Annotated in this window: 17 protein-coding genes; 10 read left to right on the top strand and 7 right to left on the bottom strand. The window is 73.2% G+C overall.

Translation table 11 applies throughout. The features are described from left to right. Nucleotides 1-9: 9 nt before the first annotated feature. From DB32_RS23745 to DB32_RS23730, 4 genes are all read left to right on the top strand, one after another. On the top strand, nt 10-7,374 hold the full coding sequence (locus DB32_RS23745; RefSeq protein ID WP_053234928.1) for a transglutaminase family protein: 7,365 nt from the start codon (nt 10-12) through the stop codon (nt 7,372-7,374). Nucleotides 7,375-7,459: 85 nt separating this feature from the next. Beyond that, entirely contained in the window at nt 7,460-8,482 is a 1,023-nt protein-coding gene (locus tag DB32_RS23740) for an ArsR/SmtB family transcription factor (protein ID WP_053234927.1), read from the top strand. After that, on the top strand, nt 8,479-12,171 hold the full coding sequence (gene metH, locus DB32_RS23735; RefSeq protein WP_053234926.1) for a methionine synthase: 3,693 nt from the start codon (nt 8,479-8,481) through the stop codon (nt 12,169-12,171). Before DB32_RS23740 ends, metH begins: the two co-directional genes overlap by 4 nt. Beyond that, nucleotides 12,171-12,542: a hypothetical protein gene (locus DB32_RS23730; RefSeq protein ID WP_053234925.1), complete on the top strand. Its 372-nt coding sequence runs from the start codon at nt 12,171-12,173 to the stop codon at nt 12,540-12,542. The genes metH and DB32_RS23730 overlap by 1 nt, the downstream gene beginning before the upstream one ends. A gap of 96 nt (nt 12,543-12,638) precedes the next feature. Here the strand turns inward: DB32_RS23730 and DB32_RS23725 are convergent, their stop codons facing one another. Further along, a complete protein-coding gene (locus tag DB32_RS23725) occupies nt 12,639-13,220 on the bottom strand; it encodes a TetR/AcrR family transcriptional regulator (RefSeq protein WP_053234924.1) in 582 nt (193 codons plus the stop codon). A gap of 93 nt (nt 13,221-13,313) precedes the next feature. Between DB32_RS23725 and DB32_RS23720 the strand changes: the two genes are divergently transcribed. Then, nucleotides 13,314-14,105 carry an SDR family NAD(P)-dependent oxidoreductase gene (locus DB32_RS23720; RefSeq protein WP_053234923.1) on the top strand — a complete coding sequence of 264 codons (792 nt, stop codon included), beginning with the start codon at nt 13,314-13,316 and terminating at the stop codon, nt 14,103-14,105. Here the strand turns inward: DB32_RS23720 and DB32_RS23715 are convergent. Continuing rightward, nucleotides 14,102-15,157, bottom strand: a complete 1,056-nt coding sequence (locus DB32_RS23715) for an SDR family NAD(P)-dependent oxidoreductase (protein ID WP_053234922.1) — start codon at nt 15,155-15,157, stop codon at nt 14,102-14,104. The genes DB32_RS23720 and DB32_RS23715 overlap by 4 nt on opposite strands. Nucleotides 15,158-15,257: 100 nt before the next feature. Here DB32_RS23715 and DB32_RS47020 point away from each other — a divergent pair, with 100 nt between their 5' ends. Genes DB32_RS47020 through DB32_RS23705 form a run of 3 tightly spaced genes read left to right on the top strand, consistent with a single transcriptional unit; the run spans nt 15,258 to nt 17,401 of the window. After that, nucleotides 15,258-15,407, top strand: coding sequence for a hypothetical protein (locus DB32_RS47020; protein WP_157069329.1), 150 nt, complete (start codon nt 15,258-15,260; stop codon nt 15,405-15,407). 18 nt (nt 15,408-15,425) lie between these two features. Continuing rightward, nucleotides 15,426-16,889, top strand: coding sequence for a cryptochrome/DNA photolyase family protein (locus DB32_RS23710; protein WP_053234921.1), 1,464 nt, complete (start codon nt 15,426-15,428; stop codon nt 16,887-16,889). Next, nucleotides 16,868-17,401, top strand: coding sequence for a GNAT family N-acetyltransferase (locus DB32_RS23705; RefSeq protein WP_053234920.1), 534 nt, complete (start codon nt 16,868-16,870; stop codon nt 17,399-17,401). Before DB32_RS23710 ends, DB32_RS23705 begins: the two co-directional genes overlap by 22 nt. A 47-nt stretch (nt 17,402-17,448) precedes the next feature. On the opposite strand, the gene DB32_RS23700 is transcribed toward DB32_RS23705, so the two are convergent. Together DB32_RS23700 and DB32_RS23695 are read right to left on the bottom strand one after the other, a co-directional pair. Then, on the bottom strand, nt 17,449-18,768 hold the full coding sequence (locus tag DB32_RS23700) for a c-type cytochrome (protein ID WP_053234919.1): 1,320 nt from the start codon (nt 18,766-18,768) through the stop codon (nt 17,449-17,451). Continuing rightward, on the bottom strand, nt 18,768-19,346 hold the full coding sequence (locus DB32_RS23695) for a hypothetical protein (RefSeq protein ID WP_053234918.1): 579 nt from the start codon (nt 19,344-19,346) through the stop codon (nt 18,768-18,770). Before DB32_RS23695 ends, DB32_RS23700 begins: the two co-directional genes overlap by 1 nt. Nucleotides 19,347-19,466: 120 nt before the next feature. On the opposite strand from DB32_RS23695, the gene DB32_RS23690 reads away from it, so the two are divergent. Then, a complete protein-coding gene (locus DB32_RS23690) occupies nt 19,467-19,874 on the top strand; it encodes a hypothetical protein (RefSeq protein WP_053234917.1) in 408 nt (135 codons plus the stop codon). On the opposite strand, the gene DB32_RS23685 is transcribed toward DB32_RS23690, so the two are convergent. Next, nucleotides 19,875-20,492, bottom strand: coding sequence for a TetR/AcrR family transcriptional regulator (locus DB32_RS23685; protein ID WP_053234916.1), 618 nt, complete (start codon nt 20,490-20,492; stop codon nt 19,875-19,877). A gap of 73 nt (nt 20,493-20,565) precedes the next feature. On the opposite strand from DB32_RS23685, the gene DB32_RS23680 reads away from it, so the two are divergent. Continuing rightward, nucleotides 20,566-21,279 carry a Coq4 family protein gene (locus DB32_RS23680; RefSeq protein ID WP_053234915.1) on the top strand — a complete coding sequence of 238 codons (714 nt, stop codon included), beginning with the start codon at nt 20,566-20,568 and terminating at the stop codon, nt 21,277-21,279. Here DB32_RS23680 and DB32_RS23675 read toward each other — a convergent pair whose 3' ends face one another. Further along, a complete protein-coding gene (locus tag DB32_RS23675; RefSeq protein ID WP_053234914.1) occupies nt 21,280-22,596 on the bottom strand; it encodes a serine/threonine-protein kinase in 1,317 nt (438 codons plus the stop codon). Nucleotides 22,597-22,650: 54 nt separating this feature from the next. Further along, complete coding sequence (locus DB32_RS23670) at nt 22,651-23,061, bottom strand: hypothetical protein (protein WP_157069328.1); 411 nt, start codon at nt 23,059-23,061, stop codon at nt 22,651-22,653. Nucleotides 23,062-23,087: the final 26 nt, after the last annotated feature.

Raw genomic sequence — 23,087 nt, 5'->3', positions numbered from 1 at the left:
AGGTGTCGCGTGTCGATCGGTTCGTCGTCGCGCCCAGGCGTGTCGTGCGCCGCGGGTTGGTGGCTCTCGTGCATCGTGCTGCTGTCCGGCTGCGGCGCGGCGGCGACGTGGAGGCCGCCGCTCGACGCGCACGGATGGTCGGAGGCGGATCGTCGGGCGCGCGTCGCGCTCGGTCACGTCGAGGGAGATCCCGCGGGCGATCCCGCGCGCGAGGTGGAGCGCCTGCGGGCGATCGCGGCGCTCGAGGAGCGCGCCGGGAACGCGACGTCGGCGGTCGAGGCGACCACGCGCGCGGTCACGGTGGCGCGCGCGCGCACGGTGCTCGCGCCCGAGGCGTCGCGTGAGGAGGCGCGTCGGGTGTGGAGCGTGGTGCGCGCCGAAGCGCTCGCGCGCGCCGAGCGTCTCGGTGACGTCGGGCTCGCGCTCGCGGTGGTGGGTCGAGACGCGCCGGGTGACGCGCGCGACGTCGTCGCGCGGCTGCTGCGGCTGCGCGCCGATGCGGGCGGGGCTCTCGTGCGCCCGGTGCCGATCGCGCTGTGGAACGGGCTCGACGAGAGCGCGCGCGTCGACGTGGAGCGGCTCGGTGCGGTCCCGCGCGGCGCGACGCGGCCGTCGCTCGATCGCATCGCGGGGGAGGGCGCGCGAGCGCTCGTCGTCCTCGAGCGACGCTGGCATGAAGCGGGAGAGCGCGAGGACGGCGAGGCGGTGCTCGCGATCGCGCGCGCGCTGGTGTCGATCGATCGCGCGCATCCGCTGGCATCCGCGGCGCTGCTCGTCGCGCGCGAGGGCGATCGCGAGGCGGCCATCGACGTGGTCGGCACGGCGGCGCCGGGGCATCGCGGCGTGGCGATCGCGCGCTTGCTGCAGGCCGCGCTCGCGAGGCCGAGCTCGGCCGCGCACCAGCTCGCGCTCGCCGCGCGCTGCCTCGAGCAGGGCCTCGCGGGCGACGCGTACGATCGCGCGCTCGAGGCGCGGACGCTCGCGCGGGACGACGATGCGCGACGGCTCGCCGACGAGATCGCCGCGCTCGCGACGGTGGTGACGGCGAGCGCGGAGCGCCTCGAGGCGTGGGAGCGCGACGCGGGCGTGTCGCGCTCGCCGTGGATCGAGCGCCGCATCGCGGAGTGGGCAGGATCGGAGATCGCGTCGCCGCCGCTCCTCGCGCGCGCGGCGCGCGCCCAGCGCACGTTGGTCGAGCTCGGCGTCGGCGACTACGACGCCACCGCGTCGATCGCGGCGGACTCGACGGGCGACGAGTCGCTGCGCGCGCTCGCGCTCGGTCGCATGTGGGCGCTCGATCGCGCGGCTGCGCGCGTGCTCGCCGAGTGCGCGCGCGACGGGCTCGCGTGGGGCGAGTGCAGCGAGCGACAGCGCTGGGTCGACGGAGACGGCTGGGCGGACGACGAGGAGCTCGCGCGCCGCCCGCGCGATCTCGACGAGGTGCTGCTGCCGCTCCCGGAGCTCTTCGATCACGACGAGGCCGGCGAGCTCGTGCAGGCGTGGCTCGCGGAGCTCGAGTCGTCGCGGCACGCGCTGCATCCCGCCGTCGTGGAGGCGCGGGTGCGCGTGCTCGCGCGCGGAGGCGACGTCGCCGGCGCGCGGAGCGTGCTCGAGGACGCGGGGCGCGTGCTGGCGTGGTCGCGTCGCGCGGTGCTCGCGCTCTGGCTCGACGATCTCGCGGCGGGGCGCGAGGTCGGCAGCGACGTGCTCGAGCGCGCGCTGCTCCTCGGGTCGCCCGCCGAGCGCATCGAGCGGATCGCGATCGACGACGAGCGCGAGGAGGTCGCGCTCGGCGCGTCGAACGTGTCGCGCCTGGCGATCGCCGAGACGCACTTCGACGAGCCCGGTCGCGAGGCGCAGGTGCTCGACGCGCTGGCGCCGCTGATCGAGCGCGGTGATACGAGCGCGCTCTACGCGGCCGCGCTGTCCGCGATCGTGCTCGAGCGCGCGGGGCGCGCGGAGGATCTCGCGCGCATCGTGGAGCGCGTGCGCGCGGCACTGCCCGGGAGCGCGCTCGGTCGCCTGCTCGAGGCGCTCGCCGGGGAGGCGCGCGATGCCTACGCGGGCGCGCTCGTCACGTGGCCGGAGTCGCGCGATCTCGTGCGGCGCTGGCTCGCGGCATGGCGCGCCGGTGAGCCCACGGTGCCGCTCGATGCCGCGCGCGCCGCGCTCGAGAGCGTCGATCCGAGCGCGATCGATCTCGCGTTCGACGGTCCGCTCGCGGACGTCGACCAGCTGAGAGCGGTGCTCGAGCCACCGCTCGCGGGCGAGCTCGACGTCGCGGCGCTGCGGGCGCGCGGCCCGGCGCTGACGCGCACCTTCGCCGTCTCGTATCGGCTGCGCGCGCTGATCCGCGGTGCGATCGTCGACGCGCCGGACGCGGCGAGCGCGATCGCGTCGGCGCGCGAGCTGCTCCCGTTCGCGACGAGCGCGGCCGACGGGCCTGGCGCGTGGCGACGGACGCGGGTGCGCTTGCACGTCCTGCTCGGTGAGACCGAGCGCGCCCTCGAGATCGCGGATCGCCCGGTCGATCCCGAGATCGACACCGAGACGGAGGCACCGCTGCTCGCCGACGATCGGCTGCGGCTGCTCGCGTCGGCGCGTCGTGCGCTCGACGACACCACGACGTGGCGCCTGATCGTCGCCGACGCGCGAGACGAGACGGCGCCCGACGTCTTCGATGCGCTCGCCGCGCGAGCGGGCACGAGCTCCGCGGTGCGCGCGCTCTTCTGCCACGAGCTCACGACGACGAGCGAGCTCGCGCCGCGCGTCATCGACGAGTGCGGGCCCGCGTTCCGCGCCGATCCCGGTCAGCCGATCGTCGCGCAGGCGCTCTCGTGGGCGGTGCTCGAAGCGACGGAGCACGCACGGGCCCGGGGCCTCGCGCCTGCTGCGTTCTTCGACACCGCGACGCGCGCGCTGGGCGATCGCGCGTCGAGCGTGCTGCTCCACAACAACTCGGTCTGGCTCTCGCGAAGCGGCGAGCACGAGCGCGCGGCCGCGGTCGAGCTCGCGGCGCAGGCGCGCGGGTGGGTGGTCGACGAGACCTCGCGCGACGATCTCGCGCAGCTGCGGTGGCGCGGGCCCAGCGTGCGCGCGTCGTACGTCGCGAGCGGCGAGGCGAGCTGGAGCGAGCTCGCGTTCCAGGCGCTCGGGGATGCGCGCCTGGCTGCGGCTTCGATCTACGCCGATGCCGCGACCGCGTTCGCACGCGCGCGCCCGCAGGACGAGGGCGCGGTGCGCGCGTTCGCCGCGGGCGACGTGATCGCGTGGGCCCACGCCGATCTCGACGCGGGCCGCTTGACGCCCGACGGACTGATGGCGTTCGACGCGACGCGCATCGACGACTTCGACGATCGAACCGACGCGCTCGTCGGCGCGTACCCCGAGTCGATCCTCGTCGCGTACGCGGCGATGGTGCGCGCGCTGCGGCGCGGCGATCACGAAGCCGCGCTGCGATGGGGCGGCATCGTCGAGCGCGAAGGCGTGCGCGGCACCTACGTCGTCACGATCACGCCGGCGCTGATCGCGATGCGCGGGCGCGCGGAGCTCGACGCGCTGCGTGCGCGCGGCCGCCAGGCATTCCCCGACGATCCGCGGCTCTCGGGCGACGCCGAGGCCGAGGCCGCGCTACCGCCGATGCTCGCGAGCGCCGAGGCCTTCGACGCCGCGCTCGCGGACGTCGACGTCGATCGGATGGTCGCGCGCCTCCGCGGTCTCGAGCGGCGCGTCTCGGTGCAGCACGCCGTCGAGGTCACGCTGCCGTCGTGGCTCGCGCCGCTCGGCGGTGCGGGCGGCGCGCTCGAGGGCGGCGCGCGGATCGTCGTCGTGAGCGAGCCGCGCCAGTCCGACTGCACCCCGCAGACGTGCCTCGACGCGCTCGTGCCCGCGATCGAGCGGACGGGGTTCCGCCACGTTTGGTCGGCGCCGCTCACGCTGCCGATCGGCGCGGGCGCGCGAGCGCTGATGACGAACGGCACGCACGTGATGGTGCTCGGCGTGGTCCCCCGCGGCGCGCGGCTCGTCGTGTCGATCGCCGCGGGCCCGACCACGACGATCTCGCAGCTGCTGCCGACGTTCGCGCTCGCCGAGGCGTCGATGCGGCCGCTGGACGGGCTCGTCGGCGCCGCATGGGCGGAGGCGCTGCGCGCGGTGAGCGGCGCCGCGCCGCCCGGTGTGCGAGCCCGGGCGCTGCGCGCAGCGCTCGCGCCGGGCGAGGGCTGCACGATCACGGCCGAGCTCGACGAAGTACGTCGCATCGACGCCGCGCTCGCGCCGGCGCTGCTGCGCGACCTGCTCCTCGCGACGCCCGAGCCGAGCGCACGCCGTCGCCTCCTCGCATGCGTGCCCGAGGGAGCCGGTGATCACGGCGCGCTCGGCGTCGCCGCGGTGCTCGATCCCGATCCGGCCATTCACGCGCGCGGCCGCGCTCTCATGAGCGCCGATCGTGCGGGCGCTCTCGCCGCGGCATGCGCCGTGGTGCGCGCGCCGGTGACGGTCGCCGCGTCGGGCCTCGCGTCGCGCGCCGACACCGCGCTGCCGCCGCTGGGCGCGGTCGAGGTGCTCGCCGCGCTGCCGACCGAAGAGCGACGCACGCTGACGACCGAGCTCGTCGGCGGAACGGATCGCCGGCTCGCGTTGCTCGCGCTCGTCGCGGAGCAGGTGCTGCCCGGCGGGATCGCGCCCGACGCGCTCGCGCGCATCGTCACGACGGGCGATCCCGGGCTCGCGATCGAAGCCGTGCACGCGCACTGGAACGCCCCGAGCGCGGCCGAGCTCGAGGCGATCCGCACGCGCCTCGACGCGATGCGCGCGCCGCTCGACGACGAGCAGCGAGCGCTGCTGCGCACCGCCGCGTGGGTGCTCTCGCGCGGCCTCGATCCGCGCGATCGCGAGCGCTTCACGCGCATTGCCGCGCTCGCGCGCGAGGGCCTCTCCGCCGAGGACGCGCCGTACGGCGAGGCGGCCGCGCGCAACGTCGAGTGGCACGCGGAGTCCCACGCCGCCGCGCTCGAGCGCGCTCCGATCGAGTCGCTCGACGAGCGCTTCGCCGCGCGCGCCGAGTGGCTGCGCGCCCAGCGCGCGCGCTCGCGCGTGTCGCCCGAGGCCGCGCGCTTGCTCGCGACCCAGCCGCTCGCGCGCTTCCTCCCCGGCACGCACTGGCGCTACGTGCGCGTGCCCCAGCCGTCGCTGCTGATCGCGACGCTCACGTCCGCGTACGAGCGCCTCGACAGCGCGGGCTCGACCGACGCCGCGGTCGCGCGCGCTGCCTTCGCGTGGATGGCGGAGCGCGCGGGGGCGGAGCTGCTCGGCCCCGAGGGCGGCCTCGATCTCGATCGTCCGATCGAGTGCGCGATGGCCGATCGCTGGCCGCGCTCCTGGGTGTGCTCGGTGCACGTGCGCGACGCGGATCGTGCCCGCGCGATCCTCGCGCGCCGTCGCATGGGCACGAACAGCGCGCCGTGGCTCGCGGTCGACGCGGCGAACCTCGCGCGCACGCTGCCGATGGTCGCGGGCGCCACGCCGTTCGCGCTCGATCGCATGCTGCGCGTCGATCCCGACGCCGCGGACTCGAGCGAAGGCGGCGGAGGCCGCCGCGACGGAGGCGCGCTGCTCTTCGCGGAGCGCGCACGCGTCGAGGTCTCGCTCGACGGGGTCCGCTTCGATCGCTTCGCGACGTTCGTGCGCCGCGAGCACGAGGGCTCGGGCGTCGACACCGAGCACTACCTCTTCACCGGCGATCGCATGATCGTGTTCGGCCTCGAGGAGATGGCGCGCGCCGTCGTCACGGGCCCGCTGCCGATCGCGCGCACGCTCGCGGGCGATCCCACGTTCCGGCGCCTCACCGAGGACTGGGCCGACGGCGCCGCGCTGCAGATGGCGAGCGTCGGATGGCGCGGCGAGTCGGACGGCGAGATGCCGCTCGTCGAGCGCGCCGACGCGAGCTTCGAGATCGCGGTCGAGGGCACCGGTCTCGTGCTGCGCATGCGCGCGCCGTTCGCAGGCACGCCGGGCGACGTCGGCGCGCTCGTCGCGATGCTGCCCGCCGACGCGACCGCGCGCTTCGCGATCGCAGGCGCCGAGGACGACGCGCCGCGCCGTCGTGCCCGTGAGGTCGACGCGCCGATCGAGCCGCGGCCTCCGCTGCGCGACGCGGGTGAAGCCGCGCGCCTCGCGAGCGACGCCGCGGAGCGCCTCGCGTTCGCGTGGATGCCCCGCGCGGGCGGCGAGCTCTGGGATCGCTGGGTGATCGTCGCCGAGGGCGCGAGCCTCGATCGTGCGCTGGCCGCGCGCGGGATCACGCCGCCCGCGGAGGGCGCGCTGCTCGAGCACGCGGGCGTGCGCTTCGCGCGTCGCGGCGCGCGCTGGGTCCTCGGTCCGCTCGAGGCCGACGTGCGCGCGGCGCTCGCGAGACCGCTCCCGGCGCACGGAGGCGAGGTGCAGGTCGGCAGCGGGCACCTCGACGGCCTCGGCGCCGCGCGCGCGCTGATCGGGCTCGTCGGTGCGCTGCCCGAGGGCGATCCGCGCCGCACGCAGCTCCAGATGTTCGCGGCGCTGCTCGGCGCCGGACGCGAGCTCTCGTTCGACGGCCACGTCGACACGCGGCGCCGTCAGCTCGTCGTCGTCGCGCACGTCGAGCCGACGCTCCGCGCCGAGGGCAGCGAGCACATCATCGACGAGGTGCTGCGCAACCCGCGCAACGCCGTGCGCCTGCCGCGCGTGATCGAGCCCATCGAGCTGCGCGCACCGCTGCGCCTCGTGCTCGAGAGCGACGAGCCCGAGGCGGTCGCCGCGCGCGTGTTCGTCCGCGGCGCGCGCTCGCGCACCCGCGTGATCGATCCACGGCACCTCGAGGTCGTGATCACGCCGATGCCCAGCGAGGGCAGCGACGTCGCGATCGACGACGCCGCTCGCGCGCGGCTGACGCGTGGATACGGGAGCGACGCGCCGCGGGTGCGCGCGCTCGCGGCGCAGATCGTTCCCGCGGGCGCACGCCCCGAGGAGGCGGCGCGCGCGGTCGTCGCGTGGGTGCACGAGAACATCCGCTACGAGCTCACCGCCGAGGAGCTCGACGCGGCGAGCGTGCTCGCGCGCGGTCGCGGCGACTGCAGCGAGCTGAGCCGCCTCTCGGTCGCGCTGCTCCGCGCCGCCGGTGTCCCCGCGGAGCTCCGCGAGGGCTTCGCGATCGACGGCCAGGAGGCGGTCGCGCACGCGTGGGTCGCGTTCCACGACGGACGCGGCTTCCGCGAGGTCGATCCCACCAACGGCAACGTGCACGTCTCGAGCGGCTACGTGCCCGCGAGCGTGTGGAGCGCGGTCGGGCTCCTCTCGGTCGGCGGCCTGCGCGTGGTCGAAGTCGGACCGGTGCCCTGACGTCCGCGCGTCGCGCCGGCGGAGGCCGGCGAGCCGAGTTGCCGAACGCGCCGCGACGGGGTAATCCGTTCATCCGGATAGGCGGATGGACCTCGGCGCGGCGACGAACCTGCTCGGCCTCCTGGGCGACCCCACGCGGGTGCGCCTGGTGTCGATCCTCGCCCACCTCACGGACGGCGATGCCGCCACCGGCGCCGCGCAGGAGCTCTCCGTCGCCGAGCTCGTCGAGATCACCGGCGTCACCCAGTCGCGCGTCTCCACGCACCTCGGTCGTCTCCGCGAAGCGGGCGTCGTGCGCGACCGTCGCGAGGGCAGCTCGGCGTTCTACTCGCTCAACGACGCCGGGATGAGCGAGCCCACGCGCAAGGTGCTCTCGCTCGTGCGCGGCGAGCTGAAGGACGCGACGCTCGAGGCCGACGCGCGCCGCGCCGACTCGGTCGTGAAGCGTCGCAAGAGCGGCGTCACGTGGCTCGAGTCGGTCGCGGGCCACATGGAGCGCCACTACTCGCCGGGCCGCACGTGGGAGTCGATGGCGCACGGCGTGCTGACGATGCTACAGGCGGGCGACGTGCTCGACGCGGGCTGCGGAGACGGCACCGTCGCGTCGCTCGTCGCGCCCCGCGCCGCGAGCGTCACGTGCCTCGATCGATCCCCGCGCATGATCGAGGCTGCGTCGTCGCGCCTCGCGTCGCTCGCGAACGTGCGCACGGTCCTCGGCGACGTGCACACGATGCCCTTCGACGACGCCTCGTTCGACGCCGTCCTCTTCTTCCACGTGCTCACCTGCGCGGAGGACCCCAAGCGCGCGCTCGCGGAGGCCGCGCGCGTCCTGCGCCCCTGCGGCACGCTCTCGGTGCTGGTGCTCGACGCGCACGATCACGCCGAGCTCACCGCCTCCTACGGCCACGTCCACGCGGGGTTCCGCCCGCGCCGCCTCGAGTCCATGATCGCCGCCGCCGGCCTCGAGGTCGACGCGTGCGACGTCACGTCGCGCGAGCGACGCGAGCCCTTCTTCCAGGTCGTCACGGCGTCCGCGCGCAAGCCCGCGCCGGCCACGTCGTCGCCCGTTTCCCGTCCTTCTCGAGCTGCACGGAGATCGCCCCGATGACCCAGCCCTTCGTCACGCCCCGCCTCGAGTCGCTCCTCCGCGAGCGCATCGTCGTCCTCGACGGCGCGATGGGCACGATGATCCAGCGCCACAAGCCGACCGAGGCCGACTACCGCGGCAAGCGCTTCCTCGACTCCAAGGTCGATCTCAAGGGCGACAACGAGCTGCTCAACGTCACGCGCCCCGACCTCATCCGCGCGGTGCACGGCGAGTACTTCGCGGCGGGCGCGGACATCGTCGAGACCAACACGTTCGGCGCGACCTCGATCGCGCAGGACGACTACCACCTCGCGCACCTCGCGTACGAGCTGAACCGCGCGGGCGCGGAGCTCGCGGTCGAAGAGGCGCACGCCTGGACGAAGAAGACCCCGGATCGCCCGCGCTTCGTCGCGGGCGCGATGGGCCCGACGACGAAGCTGCTCTCGATCTCGCCCGACGTGAACGATCCCGGCCTGCGCGCGGTCACGTTCGATCAGGTGAAGAGCGCCTTCGCGGACCAGGTGCGCGGCCTGATCGACGGCGGCGTCGACCTGCTGCTGCTCGAGACGATCACCGACACGCTCAACACCAAGGCGGCGCTCGTCGCGATCGAGGAGGTCTTCGCCGAGAAGAAGAAGCGCCTCCCGATCATGATCTCGATGACGATCACGGATCGCTCGGGGCGCACGCTCTCCGGCCAGACCGTCGACGCGTTCTGGGCGTCGATCGAGCACGCGAATCCGGTCAGCGTCGGCATCAACTGCGCGCTCGGCGCGACCGAGATGCGGCCCTTCCTCGCGGAGCTCGCGCGCGTCGCGCCGACGCGCATCAGCTGTTACCCGAACGCGGGTCTGCCGAACGCGTTCGGCGGCTACGACGAGCAGCCCGACACGACCGGCCGCCTGCTCGCGGAGTTCGCGGAGGCGGGCTTCGTGAACATCGTCGGTGGCTGCTGCGGCACGACGCCCGATCACATCGCGTCGATCGCGAAGCAGGTCGCGAAGCTGAAGCCGCGCACGCCTCCGCCCAGCGATCAGCTCTCGCACTACTCGGGCCTCGAGACGTACACGATCCGGCCCGAGTCGAACTTCACGATGATCGGTGAGCGCACGAACGTCACCGGCTCGCGCAAGTTCATGAACCTGATCAAGTCGGGCGACTACACCAAGGCGCTCGAGGTCGCGCTCGATCAGGTGCGCGGCGGCGCGAACATCCTCGACGTCAACATGGACGAGGGGATGCTCGACGCGGTCGCGGCGATGACGAAGTTCCTCAACCTCGTCGCGGCCGAGCCCGAGATCGCGAAGCTCCCGATCATGATCGACTCCTCGAAGTTCGAGGTGATCGAGGCGGGCCTCAAGTGCGTGCAGGGCAAGGCGATCGTGAACTCGATCTCGCTCAAGGAGGGCGAGGACAAGTTCCGCGAGCAGGCGCGCACCTGCCGTCGCTACGGCGCGGCGGTCGTCGTGATGGGCTTCGACGAGAACGGGCAGGCGGAGACCGCGGACCACCGCGTCGCGATCGCGACGCGCGCGTACCGCATCCTCGTCGAGGAGATCGGCTTCGCGCCCGAGGACATCATCTTCGACCCGAACGTGTTCGCGGTCGCGACCGGCATCGAGGCGCACAATCGCTACGCGATCGAGTTCATCGAGGCGGTCAAGCGCATCAAGCAGGAGTGCCCCGGCGCGAAGACCTCGGGCGGCATCTCCAACCTGAGCTTCTCGTTCCGCGGCAACGACCACGTGCGCGAGGCCATGCACGCGGTCTTCCTCTATCACGCGACGAAGGCCGGCCTCGACATGGGCATCGTCAACGCGGGCCAGCTCGCGGTGTACTCGGACATCGACGCCGAGCTGCTCGAGCACGTCGAGGACGTGCTCTTCGATCGTCGCCCCGACGCGACCGAGCGCCTCGTCGCGCTCGCCGAGCGCGTGAAGGGCGGCGGCAAGAAGCGCGAGCAGGATCTCGCGTGGCGCGAGTGGCCGGTCGAGAAGCGCCTCGAGCACGCGCTCGTGCACGGCATCGACGACTACATCGACGCGGACACCGAAGAAGCGCGCGCGAAGTACGGCAAGCCGCTCTCGGTGATCGAGGGCCCGCTGATGGCGGGCATGAGCGTCGTCGGCGACCTCTTCGGCGCGGGCAAGATGTTCCTGCCGCAGGTCGTGAAGAGCGCGCGCGCGATGAAGAAGTCGGTCGCGTACCTCACGCCGTTCATGGAAGAGGAGAAGCGCCGCACCGGCGTCACGGGGCGCGGCAACGGCAAGGTGCTGCTCGCCACCGTGAAGGGCGACGTGCACGACATCGGCAAGAACATCGTCGGCGTCGTGCTCGGCTGCAACAACTACGAGGTCGTCGATCTCGGCGTGATGGTGCCCGCCGACAAGATCCTCGACGCCGCGGTGAAGGAAGACGTCGACGTCGTCGGTCTGTCGGGGCTGATCACTCCGTCGCTCGACGAGATGGTGCACGTCGCGAGCGAGATGAAGCGCCGCGGAATGTCGCTCCCGCTGCTGATCGGCGGCGCGACGACGAGCCGCCAGCACACCGCCGTGAAGATCGCGCCCGCGTACCACGAGCCCGTGGTGCACGTGCTCGACGCGTCGCGCGCGGTGAACGTGGTGAGCGCGCTGCTCGCGCCCGAGCAGAAGAAGGAGCTCGCGAAGAAGAACGTCGAGGAGCAGGAGCGCATCCGCTCGGCGTTCGCGAGCGGCCCGATCAAGCCGCTCGTGCCCTTCGCCGACGCGAACGCGCGCCGCACGCCGATCGAGTGGAAGGACGCGGACATCGCGAAGCCGACCTTCGTCGGGCGCCGCGTGATCGACGATCAGCCGCTCGCGGAGCTCGTCCCGTACATCGACTGGACGTTCTTCTTCACGGCGTGGGAGCTCTCGGGCCGCTTCCCCGAGATCCTCGATCACCCGAAGTACGGCAGCGCGGCGCGCGATCTCTACGAGGCCGCGCAGAAGCTCCTCGCGAAGCTCGTCGCGGACCGCAGGCTGCGCGCGCGCGCGACGTACGGCATCTGGGCCGCGAACAGCGACGGCAACGACATCGTGCTGTTCACCGACGAGTCGCGCGCGAAGGAGCTCGTGCGCTTCCCGATGCTGCGCCAGCAGCGCGAGCAGGACGGCGAGGCCCAGCGCGCGCTCTCGGACTTCGTCGCGCCGATCGGCTCCGGCATCGCGGATCACGTCGGCGCGTTCGCGGTCACCGCGGGCATCGGCGCCGAGGAGATCGTCATGGGCTTCAAGAAGCAGCACGACGACTACCACGCGATCATGACGCAGGCGCTCGCGGACCGGCTCGCCGAGGCGTTCGCCGAGATGCTGCACGAGCGCGTTCGCCGCGAGTGGGGCCACGGCGAGGCGACGCCGCTCACGAACGAGCAGCGCATCCGCGAGGAGTACCGCGGCATCCGCCCGGCGTTCGGCTACCCCGCGTGCCCCGATCACACCGAGAAGCGGAAGCTGTTCGATCTGCTGCGCGCGAAGGACGTCGGCATCGATCTCACCGAGCACTTCGCGATGACGCCGCCCGCGAGCGTGAGCGGCATCTACCTGGCGCACCCCGAGGCTCGTTACTTCTCGGTCGGCAAGATCGATCGCGAGCAGGCCGAGGACTACGCGCGCCGCAAGCAGATGAGCGTGAGCGAGGTCGAGCGCTGGCTCGCGCCGCAGCTCGGCTACGACCCGAGCAAGGCGTGATGGGCGCCGCGGATCGCACGTTCGTCATCGGAGGCGTGATCGCGCTGCCCGTCGGCCGTCGCGTCGAGGTCACGATCTTCGCGCGCGAAGAGGGCGTGTTCAGCGTCGCGAAGGTGCCGCAGATCGACGAGCCGCTCGTGCGCGATCTCGAGACCGGGGTCGTGTACGGGCGCTCGTGGCACTTCCAGGACGAGCAGGCGATCCGCTGGAACGCGCCCGTCGCGATGAGCGTGCGCGACGACCTCGAGGTCGCGGAGCGCGTCGTCGGGCGCCTGCTCGCGTGCCGCGTGCTGAGCGAGGGCTACTCGGACCCGTGGCAGCAGACGACGCTCGTGGTCGCGCCCGAGGCGAGCACGACCGAGTACCGCTGAGTCGAGACTTTCGAGAAATCGGCTCGCCCGCCGGTCCCTACCGTCCGCGCTTCGCGCTCCCGTCCGGGACCGGGGGACGACCACTCCGGCAAGGAGTCAGCAGGGGAACGCCTGCATCGCGAGGTCGACGACGCGACGCAGCTGCTCGCGCGTCGCGCCGTCCATCGACTGAACCGCGAGCCCCTGGCAGACCGACCACACGTAGCGCGCGAGGTCCGCGGCCGACGCGTCCTTCGGGAGCTCGCCCTCGCGCTTCGCGCGCTCGAAGCGCTTCGTGAGCAGCGCGAGCGTCGCTTGCCGCTTCGCGGAGAGCACGTCACGGATGCCGACGTTCGCGTCGTTGCACACCAGCGCGCCCTGCACGAGCAAGCATCCGCGAGGACGCCCGGCGATGCCGACCGCGTCCGAGTAGAAGCGCATCATGCGGAACGCGGCATCTCGCGCCGTCTCGGCCTCGATCGCGGCGAGCACCGGCGCGGCGGGCCCCGCCACGTAGCGCTCGAGCGCGCGCTGGAAGAGCCCTTCTTTGCTGCCGAACGTCGCGTAGAGGCTCGGGCGGTTGATGCCCATCGCGGTCGTGAGCTGATCGAGCGTCGCGCCCTCGAAGCCCCTCGTCCAGAAGAGCTCGAGCGCGCGATCGGTCGCCTCGTCGACGTCGAATGCACGGGGTCGCGGCATGACGTGGATAATGTACCACGCGGTACAAATAACGCTTGCGCCTGGCGTCTCGCGCTGTAGTGTACCGGCAGGTACAAAACGGGAGCGAGAGAGATCATGCAGAACGGCAAGGGAACGGCCCTGATCACCGGCGCGTCGACGGGCATCGGCGCGATCTACGCAGACCGCCTCGCGCGTCGCGGCTACGACCTCGTGCTCGTCGCGCGGCGTCGTGAGCTCCTCGACGCGCTCGCGGCGCAGATCGTCGCGGAGACCGGCAGGAGCGTGCGCACGATCGCGGCCGACCTCACCGACGAGCGCGACCTCGCGCGCGTCGAGGACGAGGTGCGCGCGAGCACGACGCTGACGATGCTCGTCAACAACGCCGGCGTCGCGGCCGTGTCGTCGATCGTCGACGCCGATCCGCGCGCGATGTCGGAGATCGTCACGCTCAACGTCGGCGCGCTCGTGCGCCTGACCCACGCGGCCGCGCCGGGCCTCGTCGCGCGCCGCGGCACGCTCGTGAACATCTCGTCGATCACCGCGATCGCGCCCGAGGTGCTCAACGGCGTGTACGGCGGCAGCAAGGCGTTCGTGCTCGCGTTCAGCCAGTCGCTGCACCACGAGCTCGCGCCGCGCGGCGTGCGCGTGCAGGTCGTGCTCCCCGGCGCGACCGCGACCGATCTGTGGGCGCGCTCGGGCCGCCCGATCGAGCACCTGCCGAAGGAGATCGTCATGTCCGCGGAGGACATGGTCGACACCGCGCTCGCTGCACTCGATCAGGGCGAGGTCGTGACGATCCCTGCGCTGCCCGACGTCGCGCAGTGGGACGCGTACGAGCGCGCGCGCGTCGCCATGCGCCCGCACCTGTCGCTCGCGACGCCCGCCGCCCGCTATACGCGCTAGCGCGACATGTGCTGGAAGCGCTCCTGGTAGGCGCGCCCCGCGTCCTGCACGGCGCGCACGGAGGTCCGCTCGTCCTCGGTCTCCTCGAACACCACGCGGTGCTCGTAGGTCGGATCCACCGGCGGCGCGGGCAGCACGCGATCGGTCACGGCGAGCGCGCGGCTCGTGGAGCGCGGGAACATCTCGTACGCCGCGATCGCCGCGCGCGCGGGCATGCCCACGACCACGCGCCCACGCCTCGCCGCGATCGCGTCGATCATCTGAGATGCAGCACGATCCGCGTCCATCGAGAGCGCGGGCGCGATCGACGCGGTGCCGAACCACGCCTGCTCCTTCACGACGTCTCCGTGGTAGTAGGCGCGCACGTACGAGCCCGTCCGCATCAGGCCGGGCACGATCGTCGTCACCGCGATGTCGTCCTTCGCGACCTCGGCGCGCAGGCCCTCGCTGAAGCCGACCTCCGCGAACTTCGCGGCGCTGTAGGCGAGCAGGTGCGGGATCGGGACGCGACCGCCGATCGACGTGACGTGCGCGATCCGTCCGCCGCCGTGCCCGCGCATGATCGGCAGCACGGCGAGCGTCGGGTGCACCGACGACCAGAAGATCGACTCCATCGCTTCCTGGAAGTCGCGCGTCGTCATCGACTCGACCGGACCCACGCCGATCGTCGCCGCGCACGTGATCAGCACGTCGACGCGCCCGAGGTTCGCGAGCACCAGATCGAGGAAACGCGCCACCTCTGCCTCGTCGGTCGCGTCGCAGGATGCCGCGACGACCGTGCCGCCACGCTCCATCAGATCGAGGCGCGCGCGCTCGGCGGTCTCCTCGTCGCGGCCACAGACCGCGACGGGACATCCGAGCGCGACGAAGCGGCGCGCCATGGCGAGCCCCAGCCCGCGCGTCCCACCGACGATCACCACGACCTGACCGCGCAGCGACTCGCGCTGCGCACGTCGTCGCGCCGCGCGCGTGGCGAGCACGAGGCCGCCGATGCCGACCGCCGCGGCGAGGGTGAGCGCGACCCGGTGCTGCGAAGAAGAGCGCGTCCGCATGCGGTCGCACGCTGCAGCGGAGATGCCATGCGCGGTGAGGCGTGGTGGCACGCACGAGCAGGCCTTTCCTCGGCTCCAGGCGTGCCCTAACGTTGACCGGATGGACTGGCAGACCGCGCTGGTGCTGCTGATCGAGCTCGCCGCGATCGCGTTCCTCGTGCAGCGGCTGGTGCTCGGTCGTCGCGCCGCGCCGCCCGCGGCGAAGCCCGACGTCGCGGCGGGCTCGCTGGTGCGCAAGCCCAAGCGCTGAAGCCGCGGAGGTCTCGAGATGATCGATGGAGCGCCCGCGATCCGCGTCGCGGAGGTGAACGCACGTCCCGTGCGCCGCGACGGCGCGTTCGTCCTCTACTGGATGATCGCGAACCGCCGCGCGCGCTCGTCGTTCCCTCTCGAGCGCGCGATCGCGTGGGCGAAGGAGCTCGATCGGCCGCTCGTGATCCTCGAGCCGCTGCGCTGCGACTACCCGTTCGCGAGCGATCGTTTCCATCGCTTCGTCGTCGACGGCATGGCCGACAACGCGCGCGCCTTCGCGGGCGCGCCCGTGCTCCATCACCCGTGGGTCGAGCGCCGTCGCGGCGAAGGGCGCGGCCTGATCGAGGCGCTCGCCTCGCACGCGTCGGTGATCGTCGCCGACGACTCGCCGATCCCGTGGCTGCGCGGGATGGTGCGCGCCGCCGCGGAGCGCGTGCCGATCCGCGTCGAGCGCGTCGATCACCACGGGCTGATGCCGCTCCGCGCGACGCCGCGCGCGTTCCCGGTCGCGCATGCGTTCCGCCGCTTTCTCCAGAAGGAGCTGCCCGCGCACCTCGCGGCGTGGCCGAACGACGATCCCTTCGCGCACCTCGTGCTGCCGCGCCTGCGCGCGCTTCCGCGCGAGATCACCGAGCGATGGCCCGCGCTCGATCGCGACGAGCTGCGCGATCCCGCGGCGCTGATCGCGCGACTTCCGATCGATCACACGATCGGTGCGATCGAGGATCGGGGAGGCCACACCGCCGCGCGCGCACGGCTCGCCGCGTTCCTCGAGGACGGGATCGATCGCTATCCCAATCGCAGTCACCCCGACGACGACGCGTCGAGCCGGCTCTCGTCGTGGCTGCACTTCGGGCACGTCTCGTCGCACGAGGTGCTCGGCGCGCTCGGCGCGCGCGAGCGCTGGACGCCCGCGAAGATCGCCAAGAAGCCCACCGGCACGCGCGAGGGCTGGTGGAACGTGAGCGATGCGGGCGACGCGTTCCTCGACGAGCTCGTGACGTGGCGCGAGCTCGGCGCGGTGCGCTGCGCGCACACGGACGACTTCATGCGATGGGAAGGACTGCCCGCATGGGCGCGCGAGACGCTCGAGCAGCACGCGCGTGATCCGCGCCCCGCGCTCTACGACCGCGCGCGCCTGGTGCGCGCGGAGACCGACGATCCCGTGTGGAACGCGGCGCAGCGCCAGCTCCTCGCGGAAGGCCGCATCCAGAACTATCTGCGCATGCTCTGGGGCAAGCGCGTCCTCGCGTGGACCGCGCATCCGCGCGAGGCGTTCGACCTCCTCGTCGAGCTGAACGACCGCTACTCGATCGACGGGCGCGACCCGGCTTCCTGGCTCAACGTCGGATGGGTCTTCGGCGCGTATGATCGCCCGTGGGCGCCGAAGCGGCCCATCTACGGCAGCGTGCGCTACATGACGAGCGAGAGCGCGAAGCGGAAGCTGCGGATGAAGCGATGGCTGGCGAAGTGGAGCTGAACGAGCCCGAGGGCACGCTGCGGCTGCGCGGCTTCTCGCTCGAGGATCACGACGCGTTCCACGCGATCTGGGGCGATCCCGAGGTGATCTGGTGGGGCCACGATCCCGATCGCGAAGCGAGCCGAGCGCGGCTCGAGCGCGTCATCGCTTCGCGCGCGCGTCGCGGTCAGGGCATCGGCTTCTGGGCGATCGTGGACGAGTCGATCGACGATCCGGGCACGCGCATCGTCGGCGACGTCGTGCTCCAACCGGCGCCGTTCGCGCGCGGCGATCTCGAGATCGGCTGGCACCTGCGGCGCGGGTGCTGGGGTCGCGGCTACGCGGTGCGCTCGGCGCGCTTGCTCGTGCGTCACGCGTTCGATCGGCTTCGGCTCGCGCGCGTCGTCGCGGCGATCGTGCCGACCAACGAGCGCTCGATCGCGGTCGCGCAGCGGCTCGGGATGCGCATCGAGGGCCGCGTGATGCACGGCGGCATGCAGCACGATCTCTGGGCGCTGCACCGCGACGACTGATTCCCCGAGGGGGCTCCGCCCGCTTCTCGAACCCGAGAGCTCCGCGCTCAGCGCGAACGCAGGTACGCGATCAGCAGCCCGAGCTCGTCGTCGTCGAGCTCCATCCCGAAGCGATGTCCGGGCTCCTCGCGCGCGGGATCGAGCAGCGACTCGAGCGTCGGCACCACGCCGTGGTGGAGGTACGGCGCGGCGTCGGCGACGCGCACCAGCGGGGCAGGGCGGTACCCACCCGTTCCTCGCGCGCGGCCCGTCGCGAGCTCCGCGTCGGTTCCGATCTCGTCGATCGGCACGAGGTCTCCGCTGCCCACCGCGTTGGCGTGGCAGCGACCGCACTCGCGCGCGAACACCAGCGCGCCGCGCTCGCGATCGCGCGTCGCTCCCACGTACGCCGGCGCGGCGGGCGCTTCGAGCGACTCGAGGTACGCCACGAGCGCCCACATCAGCTCGCGCGGCGGGCGCGTCCGATGGTGGTTCGCCTGCACGTACTGCGTCTCCTGACGGATCGCGAGCGCGAGCGGCGTCGCGTGACGCAGCGTGCCCGCTTGCGTGAGCAGCCGCTGATGACGCAAGCCCCAGAGGTCCGGGATCGCGATCGGCAGATCCGCGACGTCCTCGAGCACGTCGGCGCGACCCGGGCCCCAGCTCTCCCAGCGCGCTCGCGTGTGCGGATCGATCGCCGCGCCGCGCGCCTCGTAGAAGTCGATGCGCACGCGTCCGTAGTCCAGCGTGCGCCGCGCGCGCCCTGCGACGATCGCGCCGCTCGCGTCGCGCGCGCTGTGGCAGAGGGCGCACGTGATCCCGACTCCCGTGCGCCCCTCGACGTCGCGCGTGAGCACGAGCCCGGGCACGCTGCCGTCGGGCGCGCGCTCGACGCCCACGCTCGCGCCGTGCTCGGCATCGCGGATCGCGCGATCCCAGAACGGCTCGGTGCGCAGCGGCAGCTCGAAGAACACGCGCTCTCCGAGCGCGATCCACGCGTCGTGCGTCGTCGGCCGCGTGCCGGCCCAGAGCGGCGCGACGCGCTCGTCGATCGCCGGCGTCTCGCCGCGCGCCATCGCCACCGCGACCTCGGCGTCGATGCGACGGACGCGCGGGCTCCACACCGGCAGCACGTCCCACCCGCTGCGCTCGCGTCCGTACGCCGCGAGCCGCGTCTGCGAGTAGAGGTTCTCGGGGTTCGTGAGCGAGGCCTCGAGCGCATCGCGCCGCGCGCGCGCGTCGTCGAGGTATCGCGTCGCGTGCGCGTCGAGCCACGCATCGCTCCACGGCTCGAGCGAGGGATCGATCGGAGGCGTGGAGGGCGCGATCGGCTCCCGCGGCGCGTCACACGCGGCGATCAGGAGCGCGATCGCGAGCCATGCGCGCATCAGGTGACGATCTCGGGCTCCCGGCTCACCGGCGCGAGCTCGAGCGTCCGCTCGACGCCGTCGATGCGCACGCGCATCTCGATCCGGAGCTGCACGCCGTACGAGCGGTACGCCTCACCGCTGCCGATCGCGCTCCAGTCGGGCGCGCTCGTGTCGTAGCGGACGTCGAGCTCCGCGCCGGGCTCGATGCGCTCGTCCCACGCGCCGAACGTCTCGCCCAGGAAGACCTGCGCGCCGCGCGGCTCGAGCTCGTCGACGAGCTCGCCGTCGAGCGTGCGCAGGCGGATCGAGACGACCTCGAAGGGCACCGCCGCGTCGCCCTCACCGGCGCGGATCGCGAGCTGCACGCTGCTCTGCGTGCACCAACCACACGGCCCGTCCTCGGCGCAGTCACCGATGAGCCCGGGCTCGCGCGGTGCGGCCGGCTGCGCGTCGGGACAGTCCTCCGCGAGCGTCACCGACGCGATCGACGCCTCGACCTCGAGCGACTCGGTGGAGTGGCTCGCGGCACATCCTTGGAGCGTGGGCGCAGTGAGCGCGAGAGCGACGAGCAGCGAGCGAACGAAGCGCGAAGTCATGACGGTTCCCCTCCAGATCGCGGTGCCGCGTTGCAGTGCTCGTGCCGCACGAAATGCGGCAATTCTAGCCGGAATGCGTGTGCCGCGGCGTGCCGAGCGCGCGTGATAGGCTCGCCGCCCATGACGACGAAGGACCTCGTGCTGCTCGCGCTCGCCGCGGGCGCGCTCTCCGCCGGATGCGGCGCGGCGACCGATCACACCGCCACGCTCGCGCGCCTGCGCGACGCGATCGACGCACCGATCGCGACGCCCACGCAGCTCGAGGATCACAACCAGCTCGTCGAGAACGTGGTCCGGAGCGGCGCGCTCGACGGGCTGCGCCAGCACGAGGTGCAGGAGCGCATCGGCCGCGGCGAGGAGTGCGGCGTGCGCGCGCTCTGCTCGGAGCACGGGTTCCGCCCGAGCGACTGGGTCTACGACGTCGGCCGCGACCCCAACGATCCGCAGCTCCCCGCCGGCCCGACGCTCGTCGTCGGCTTCGATCAGACGGGGCACGTCGACGGCACGTACTACGTCACGCGCCGCTGATCAGTCCTTCAGCAAGTAGCGCGTCACCACGTCGGTGATCGTGCGGACCATCTCCTCGTCGTCGGTCTCGCGGCGCTGCGTCGTCACTGCGTGCGTGAGCGCGTCGACCATGTGCACCGCGACGAACGCCGCGAGTCGCGTGTCCTCGACGCGCAGCAGCGCGCAGTGCGCGTCGAGGTACGCCTTCGCGATGTCGATGACGCGATCGAGCTCCTGCTCGTAGCGCGCGAGCCGCCCGGTGCGCGGGATCTGCTCGCGCAGCACCTTCGCGAGCTTCGGGCGCTCGCGCTTGCTCGCGATCATCGCGCTCACGAGCGCGCCCGCGACGGTGCGCGGCGCGTGGTCGCTCATCGCGGCGAACGTGTCGACGACCATCTGGAAGAGGAACGCGGAGTGGCGATCGACGAGCTCGCCCACCAGCGACTCCTTGTTGGGGAAGTACTGGTAGAGCGATCCGATGCTCACGCCCGCGCGCTCCGCGACGCGGTTCGTCGAGAGCGCGTCGTACCCGTCGCGCACGAGAATGTGAGCGGTCGCGTCGAGGATCGCGTCGACCGTGTCCTGCGCACGTCGCTGCGAAGGCCGCTTTCTCGGGGTGGTGTCGGCGCGCCGTGCCATGCGGGAATGCGAGTGGAAGAACGTGAGCTGTGGCTCACATTCTATCTCGACCCGCGCTAGGAGGCACATCGCGATGTGGAAGCCGCTCAACTCGCTCTTGCTCGTGCGTGCGGTGCTGCGTCTGGTGCGCGACCCGCGTCGTCTCGACGAGGTGTTCCGCATCGCCGACGCGATGGAGTCCGCGGAGCTCGCCGCGCGCGTCGAAGAGGAGTTCCGGCGCCACCCCGAGCACCTCGACGCGCTCCGTGATCGGCCGCGCATCGGGCGCATCGAGGTCGCGAAGCTCGCGGCGATGCCCGAGGGCTCGCTCGGCCGCGCGTTCGCGGACTTCCTGATCGACAACCAGCTCGACCCCGAGGACATCGAGGTCAACGCGGTGCACAGCGACTTCGACTTCGTCCGCGCGCACCTGCGCGAGACGCACGACGTCTGGCACGTCGCGACCGGCTTCCCGACCGACGTCGCGGGCGAGCTCGGCCTGCAGGCGTTCTATCTCGCGCAGTTCCGCGCGCCGCTCGCGTCGATGCTGCTGACCGTCGGCATGCTGAACACGCTCTTCTACGCGATGGACGATCGCGACGCGCGCATGCGCGCGATCTCGCGCGGCTGGTTGCTCGGCAAGCGCGCGCGCTCGCTCTTCGGGTACCGCTGGGCGGAGCGCTGGGAGCGTCCGCTCGCCGAGGTGCGCCGAGAGCTCGCGCTCGACGTCGATCTGGTCGACGAGACGATCGAGTCGCTCGTCGGTCCCGAGCAGCCGACGGCGTCGGAGCTGCGCGCCGCGGCCTGATCAGCGCCAGCGCGCGATCAGCGCGGCGACCCAGCGCAGCGCTTCGTGGGCGAGCGCGAGACCGCGCGTCCGCATCATCGCGAGCGCGAGGCGAGCGCGCGCCGCGGGGCCGATCGGCGCGACGGCGAGCGGCGCGTCGATCAGCGTGGGATCGGCAACGGCCATCGCGAGCTCGGTCGACGCTTCCTCGAGGCGCACGCGGCGTCGCACACCGCTCGCCGCCATCTCCGCCACCGCAGACGGCCGCGCGCCCCGCGTCGCGTCCTGATCGCGCCGCTTCGCGTACGCGCCGGTCCGCTCGCGCCGCCGCATCGGCGCGACGTCGCGCGTGATCACGTCCGCGTGCTGCTCGAGCGCCGCGATGATCGCGCCGCGCGCCCCTTCGATGCGGTCGCCCATGACGCGTCGCACGTGGCGCGCGACCTCGTCGCGCGTCGCGAGCCCCCCGAGCGCGGGCGCGGCGCGCTCGAGCGCGTGGGCGAAGTCCCGTGCGCTCGAGAAGCGCGCTGCGCGATCCCGCGCGAGGGCGCCCGTGAGCGTCCCCTGCAGCGCGATCGCGGTGGGCGCGATGGTCGCGATCGGCGGCGCCTCGCGCTCGGGCTCGCGCAGGAGCGCAGCGAGCCCGCCCTCGAACAGACGACGGCCCGCGAGCATCTCCCAGAGCACCACGCCCATCGCGTAGACGTCGGTGCGCCGGTCGACGCGCTGGCTCCGGATCTGCTCGGGCGCGAGGTAGCCGACCTTGCCCTTCACGCGTCCGGGCGGCGTGCGCGGCGCGTGATCCGCGGTGCGCGCGACGCCGAAATCGGTCAGGAGCGCGTGCCCGTCGGTGCGCACGAGGATGTTCGCGGGCGAGACGTCGCAGTGCACGATCTCGAGCAGACGTCCGCTCTCGTCGCGCGCCTCGTGCGTAGCCTCGAGCCCGAGCAGCGCGTCGTGCACCACGCGCATCGCGATGCGCGGAGGGACCGCCTCGGCCTCGAAGAGCTCGCGCAGCGACGCGCCGTCCACGAACTCCATCACGAGCGCGCGGTTGCCCGTCGTGTCGGTCGCCACGTCGAGCACGCGGACGACGTGCGGATGATCGATCGCACGCGCGATGTGCGCCTCGTCGAGGATCGCGTCCGCGTCCTCGCTCGCGCGATACGGCACCTTCATCGCGACGCAGCGCGCGAGGCCGCGCGGGCCCGGTGCGCGCGCCGCCCACACCGCGCCCATGCCTCCGTTCGCGATGCGTGCGACCAGCTCGTAGTCGCCGAACCTGACGCCGCTCTCGCGTGCGTCTGCCTGGCCCCGGATCGATGTGGAGCGCGACATCGGCTGCCCTCCGGATCCGAAGTGGGAGGGCCGCGCTCGATCGGGTCACGCGCGCTAGGCGAGGTTGCGTCGCGGCGCGGGTGTGCTCGGGCGGCGGAGCATGCGCTCGAGGAGCGGCCGAGCGCGCAGCAGGCGGTGCAGCGCGATGCTGCCGGGCACCGTCTCGGGGGCGAGCAGCGCGAGGACGTACCCGCGACCGAGCGGCGCGGCGTGCGCGGTCGCGGGGCCGAGCACGCGCGAGACGTGATCGCGCTCTTGCGTCGGATCCGCGTGGATCCCGGCGCACGCGACCGCGCCCCAGCGCGCGACGTCCGCCGCGTCGACCCAGTCCGCGTGCGCGACGTGCTCGACGACGTCGCCGTGGCAGGTCGCGATGCACGCGATCCCGCCGACGCCGGCCGCGGCGTAGTCGAGGATGCGGCGCACCTGCGCGAGGGCCTTCGCGCTCTCGAACTGCCGGGGCACCAGAGCAGCGTAGCGCGGGTGGCACG

It is taken from the genome of Sandaracinus amylolyticus, assembly GCF_000737325.1.
GTDB lineage: Bacteria > Myxococcota_A > Polyangia > Polyangiales > Sandaracinaceae > Sandaracinus > Sandaracinus amylolyticus.
Note: the sequence above shows the minus strand (reverse complement) of the source record. Positions and strands in the feature narration are given on the sequence as shown.

What these genes read in the sequence shown, in the direction of transcription:
- DB32_RS23740 (WP_053234927.1), top strand. Translation starts at nt 7,460, where the DNA reads ATGGACCTCGGCGCGGCGACGAACCTGCTCGGCCTCCTGGGCGACCCC.
- metH (WP_053234926.1), top strand. Translation starts at nt 8,479, where the DNA reads ATGACCCAGCCCTTCGTCACGCCCCGCCTCGAGTCGCTCCTCCGCGAG.
- DB32_RS23730 (WP_053234925.1), top strand. Translation starts at nt 12,171, where the DNA reads ATGGGCGCCGCGGATCGCACGTTCGTCATCGGAGGCGTGATCGCGCTG.
- DB32_RS23725 (WP_053234924.1), bottom strand. Translation starts at nt 13,220, where the DNA reads ATGCCGCGACCCCGTGCATTCGACGTCGACGAGGCGACCGATCGCGCG.
- DB32_RS23715 (WP_053234922.1), bottom strand. Translation starts at nt 15,157, where the DNA reads ATGCGGACGCGCTCTTCTTCGCAGCACCGGGTCGCGCTCACCCTCGCC.
- DB32_RS47020 (WP_157069329.1), top strand. Translation starts at nt 15,258, where the DNA reads ATGGACTGGCAGACCGCGCTGGTGCTGCTGATCGAGCTCGCCGCGATC.
- DB32_RS23710 (WP_053234921.1), top strand. Translation starts at nt 15,426, where the DNA reads ATGATCGATGGAGCGCCCGCGATCCGCGTCGCGGAGGTGAACGCACGT.
- DB32_RS23705 (WP_053234920.1), top strand. Translation starts at nt 16,868, where the DNA reads ATGGCTGGCGAAGTGGAGCTGAACGAGCCCGAGGGCACGCTGCGGCTG.
- DB32_RS23700 (WP_053234919.1), bottom strand. Translation starts at nt 18,768, where the DNA reads ATGCGCGCATGGCTCGCGATCGCGCTCCTGATCGCCGCGTGTGACGCG.
- DB32_RS23695 (WP_053234918.1), bottom strand. Translation starts at nt 19,346, where the DNA reads ATGACTTCGCGCTTCGTTCGCTCGCTGCTCGTCGCTCTCGCGCTCACT.
- DB32_RS23690 (WP_053234917.1), top strand. Translation starts at nt 19,467, where the DNA reads ATGACGACGAAGGACCTCGTGCTGCTCGCGCTCGCCGCGGGCGCGCTC.
- DB32_RS23685 (WP_053234916.1), bottom strand. Translation starts at nt 20,492, where the DNA reads ATGGCACGGCGCGCCGACACCACCCCGAGAAAGCGGCCTTCGCAGCGA.
- DB32_RS23680 (WP_053234915.1), top strand. Translation starts at nt 20,566, where the DNA reads ATGTGGAAGCCGCTCAACTCGCTCTTGCTCGTGCGTGCGGTGCTGCGT.
- DB32_RS23675 (WP_053234914.1), bottom strand. Translation starts at nt 22,596, where the DNA reads ATGTCGCGCTCCACATCGATCCGGGGCCAGGCAGACGCACGCGAGAGC.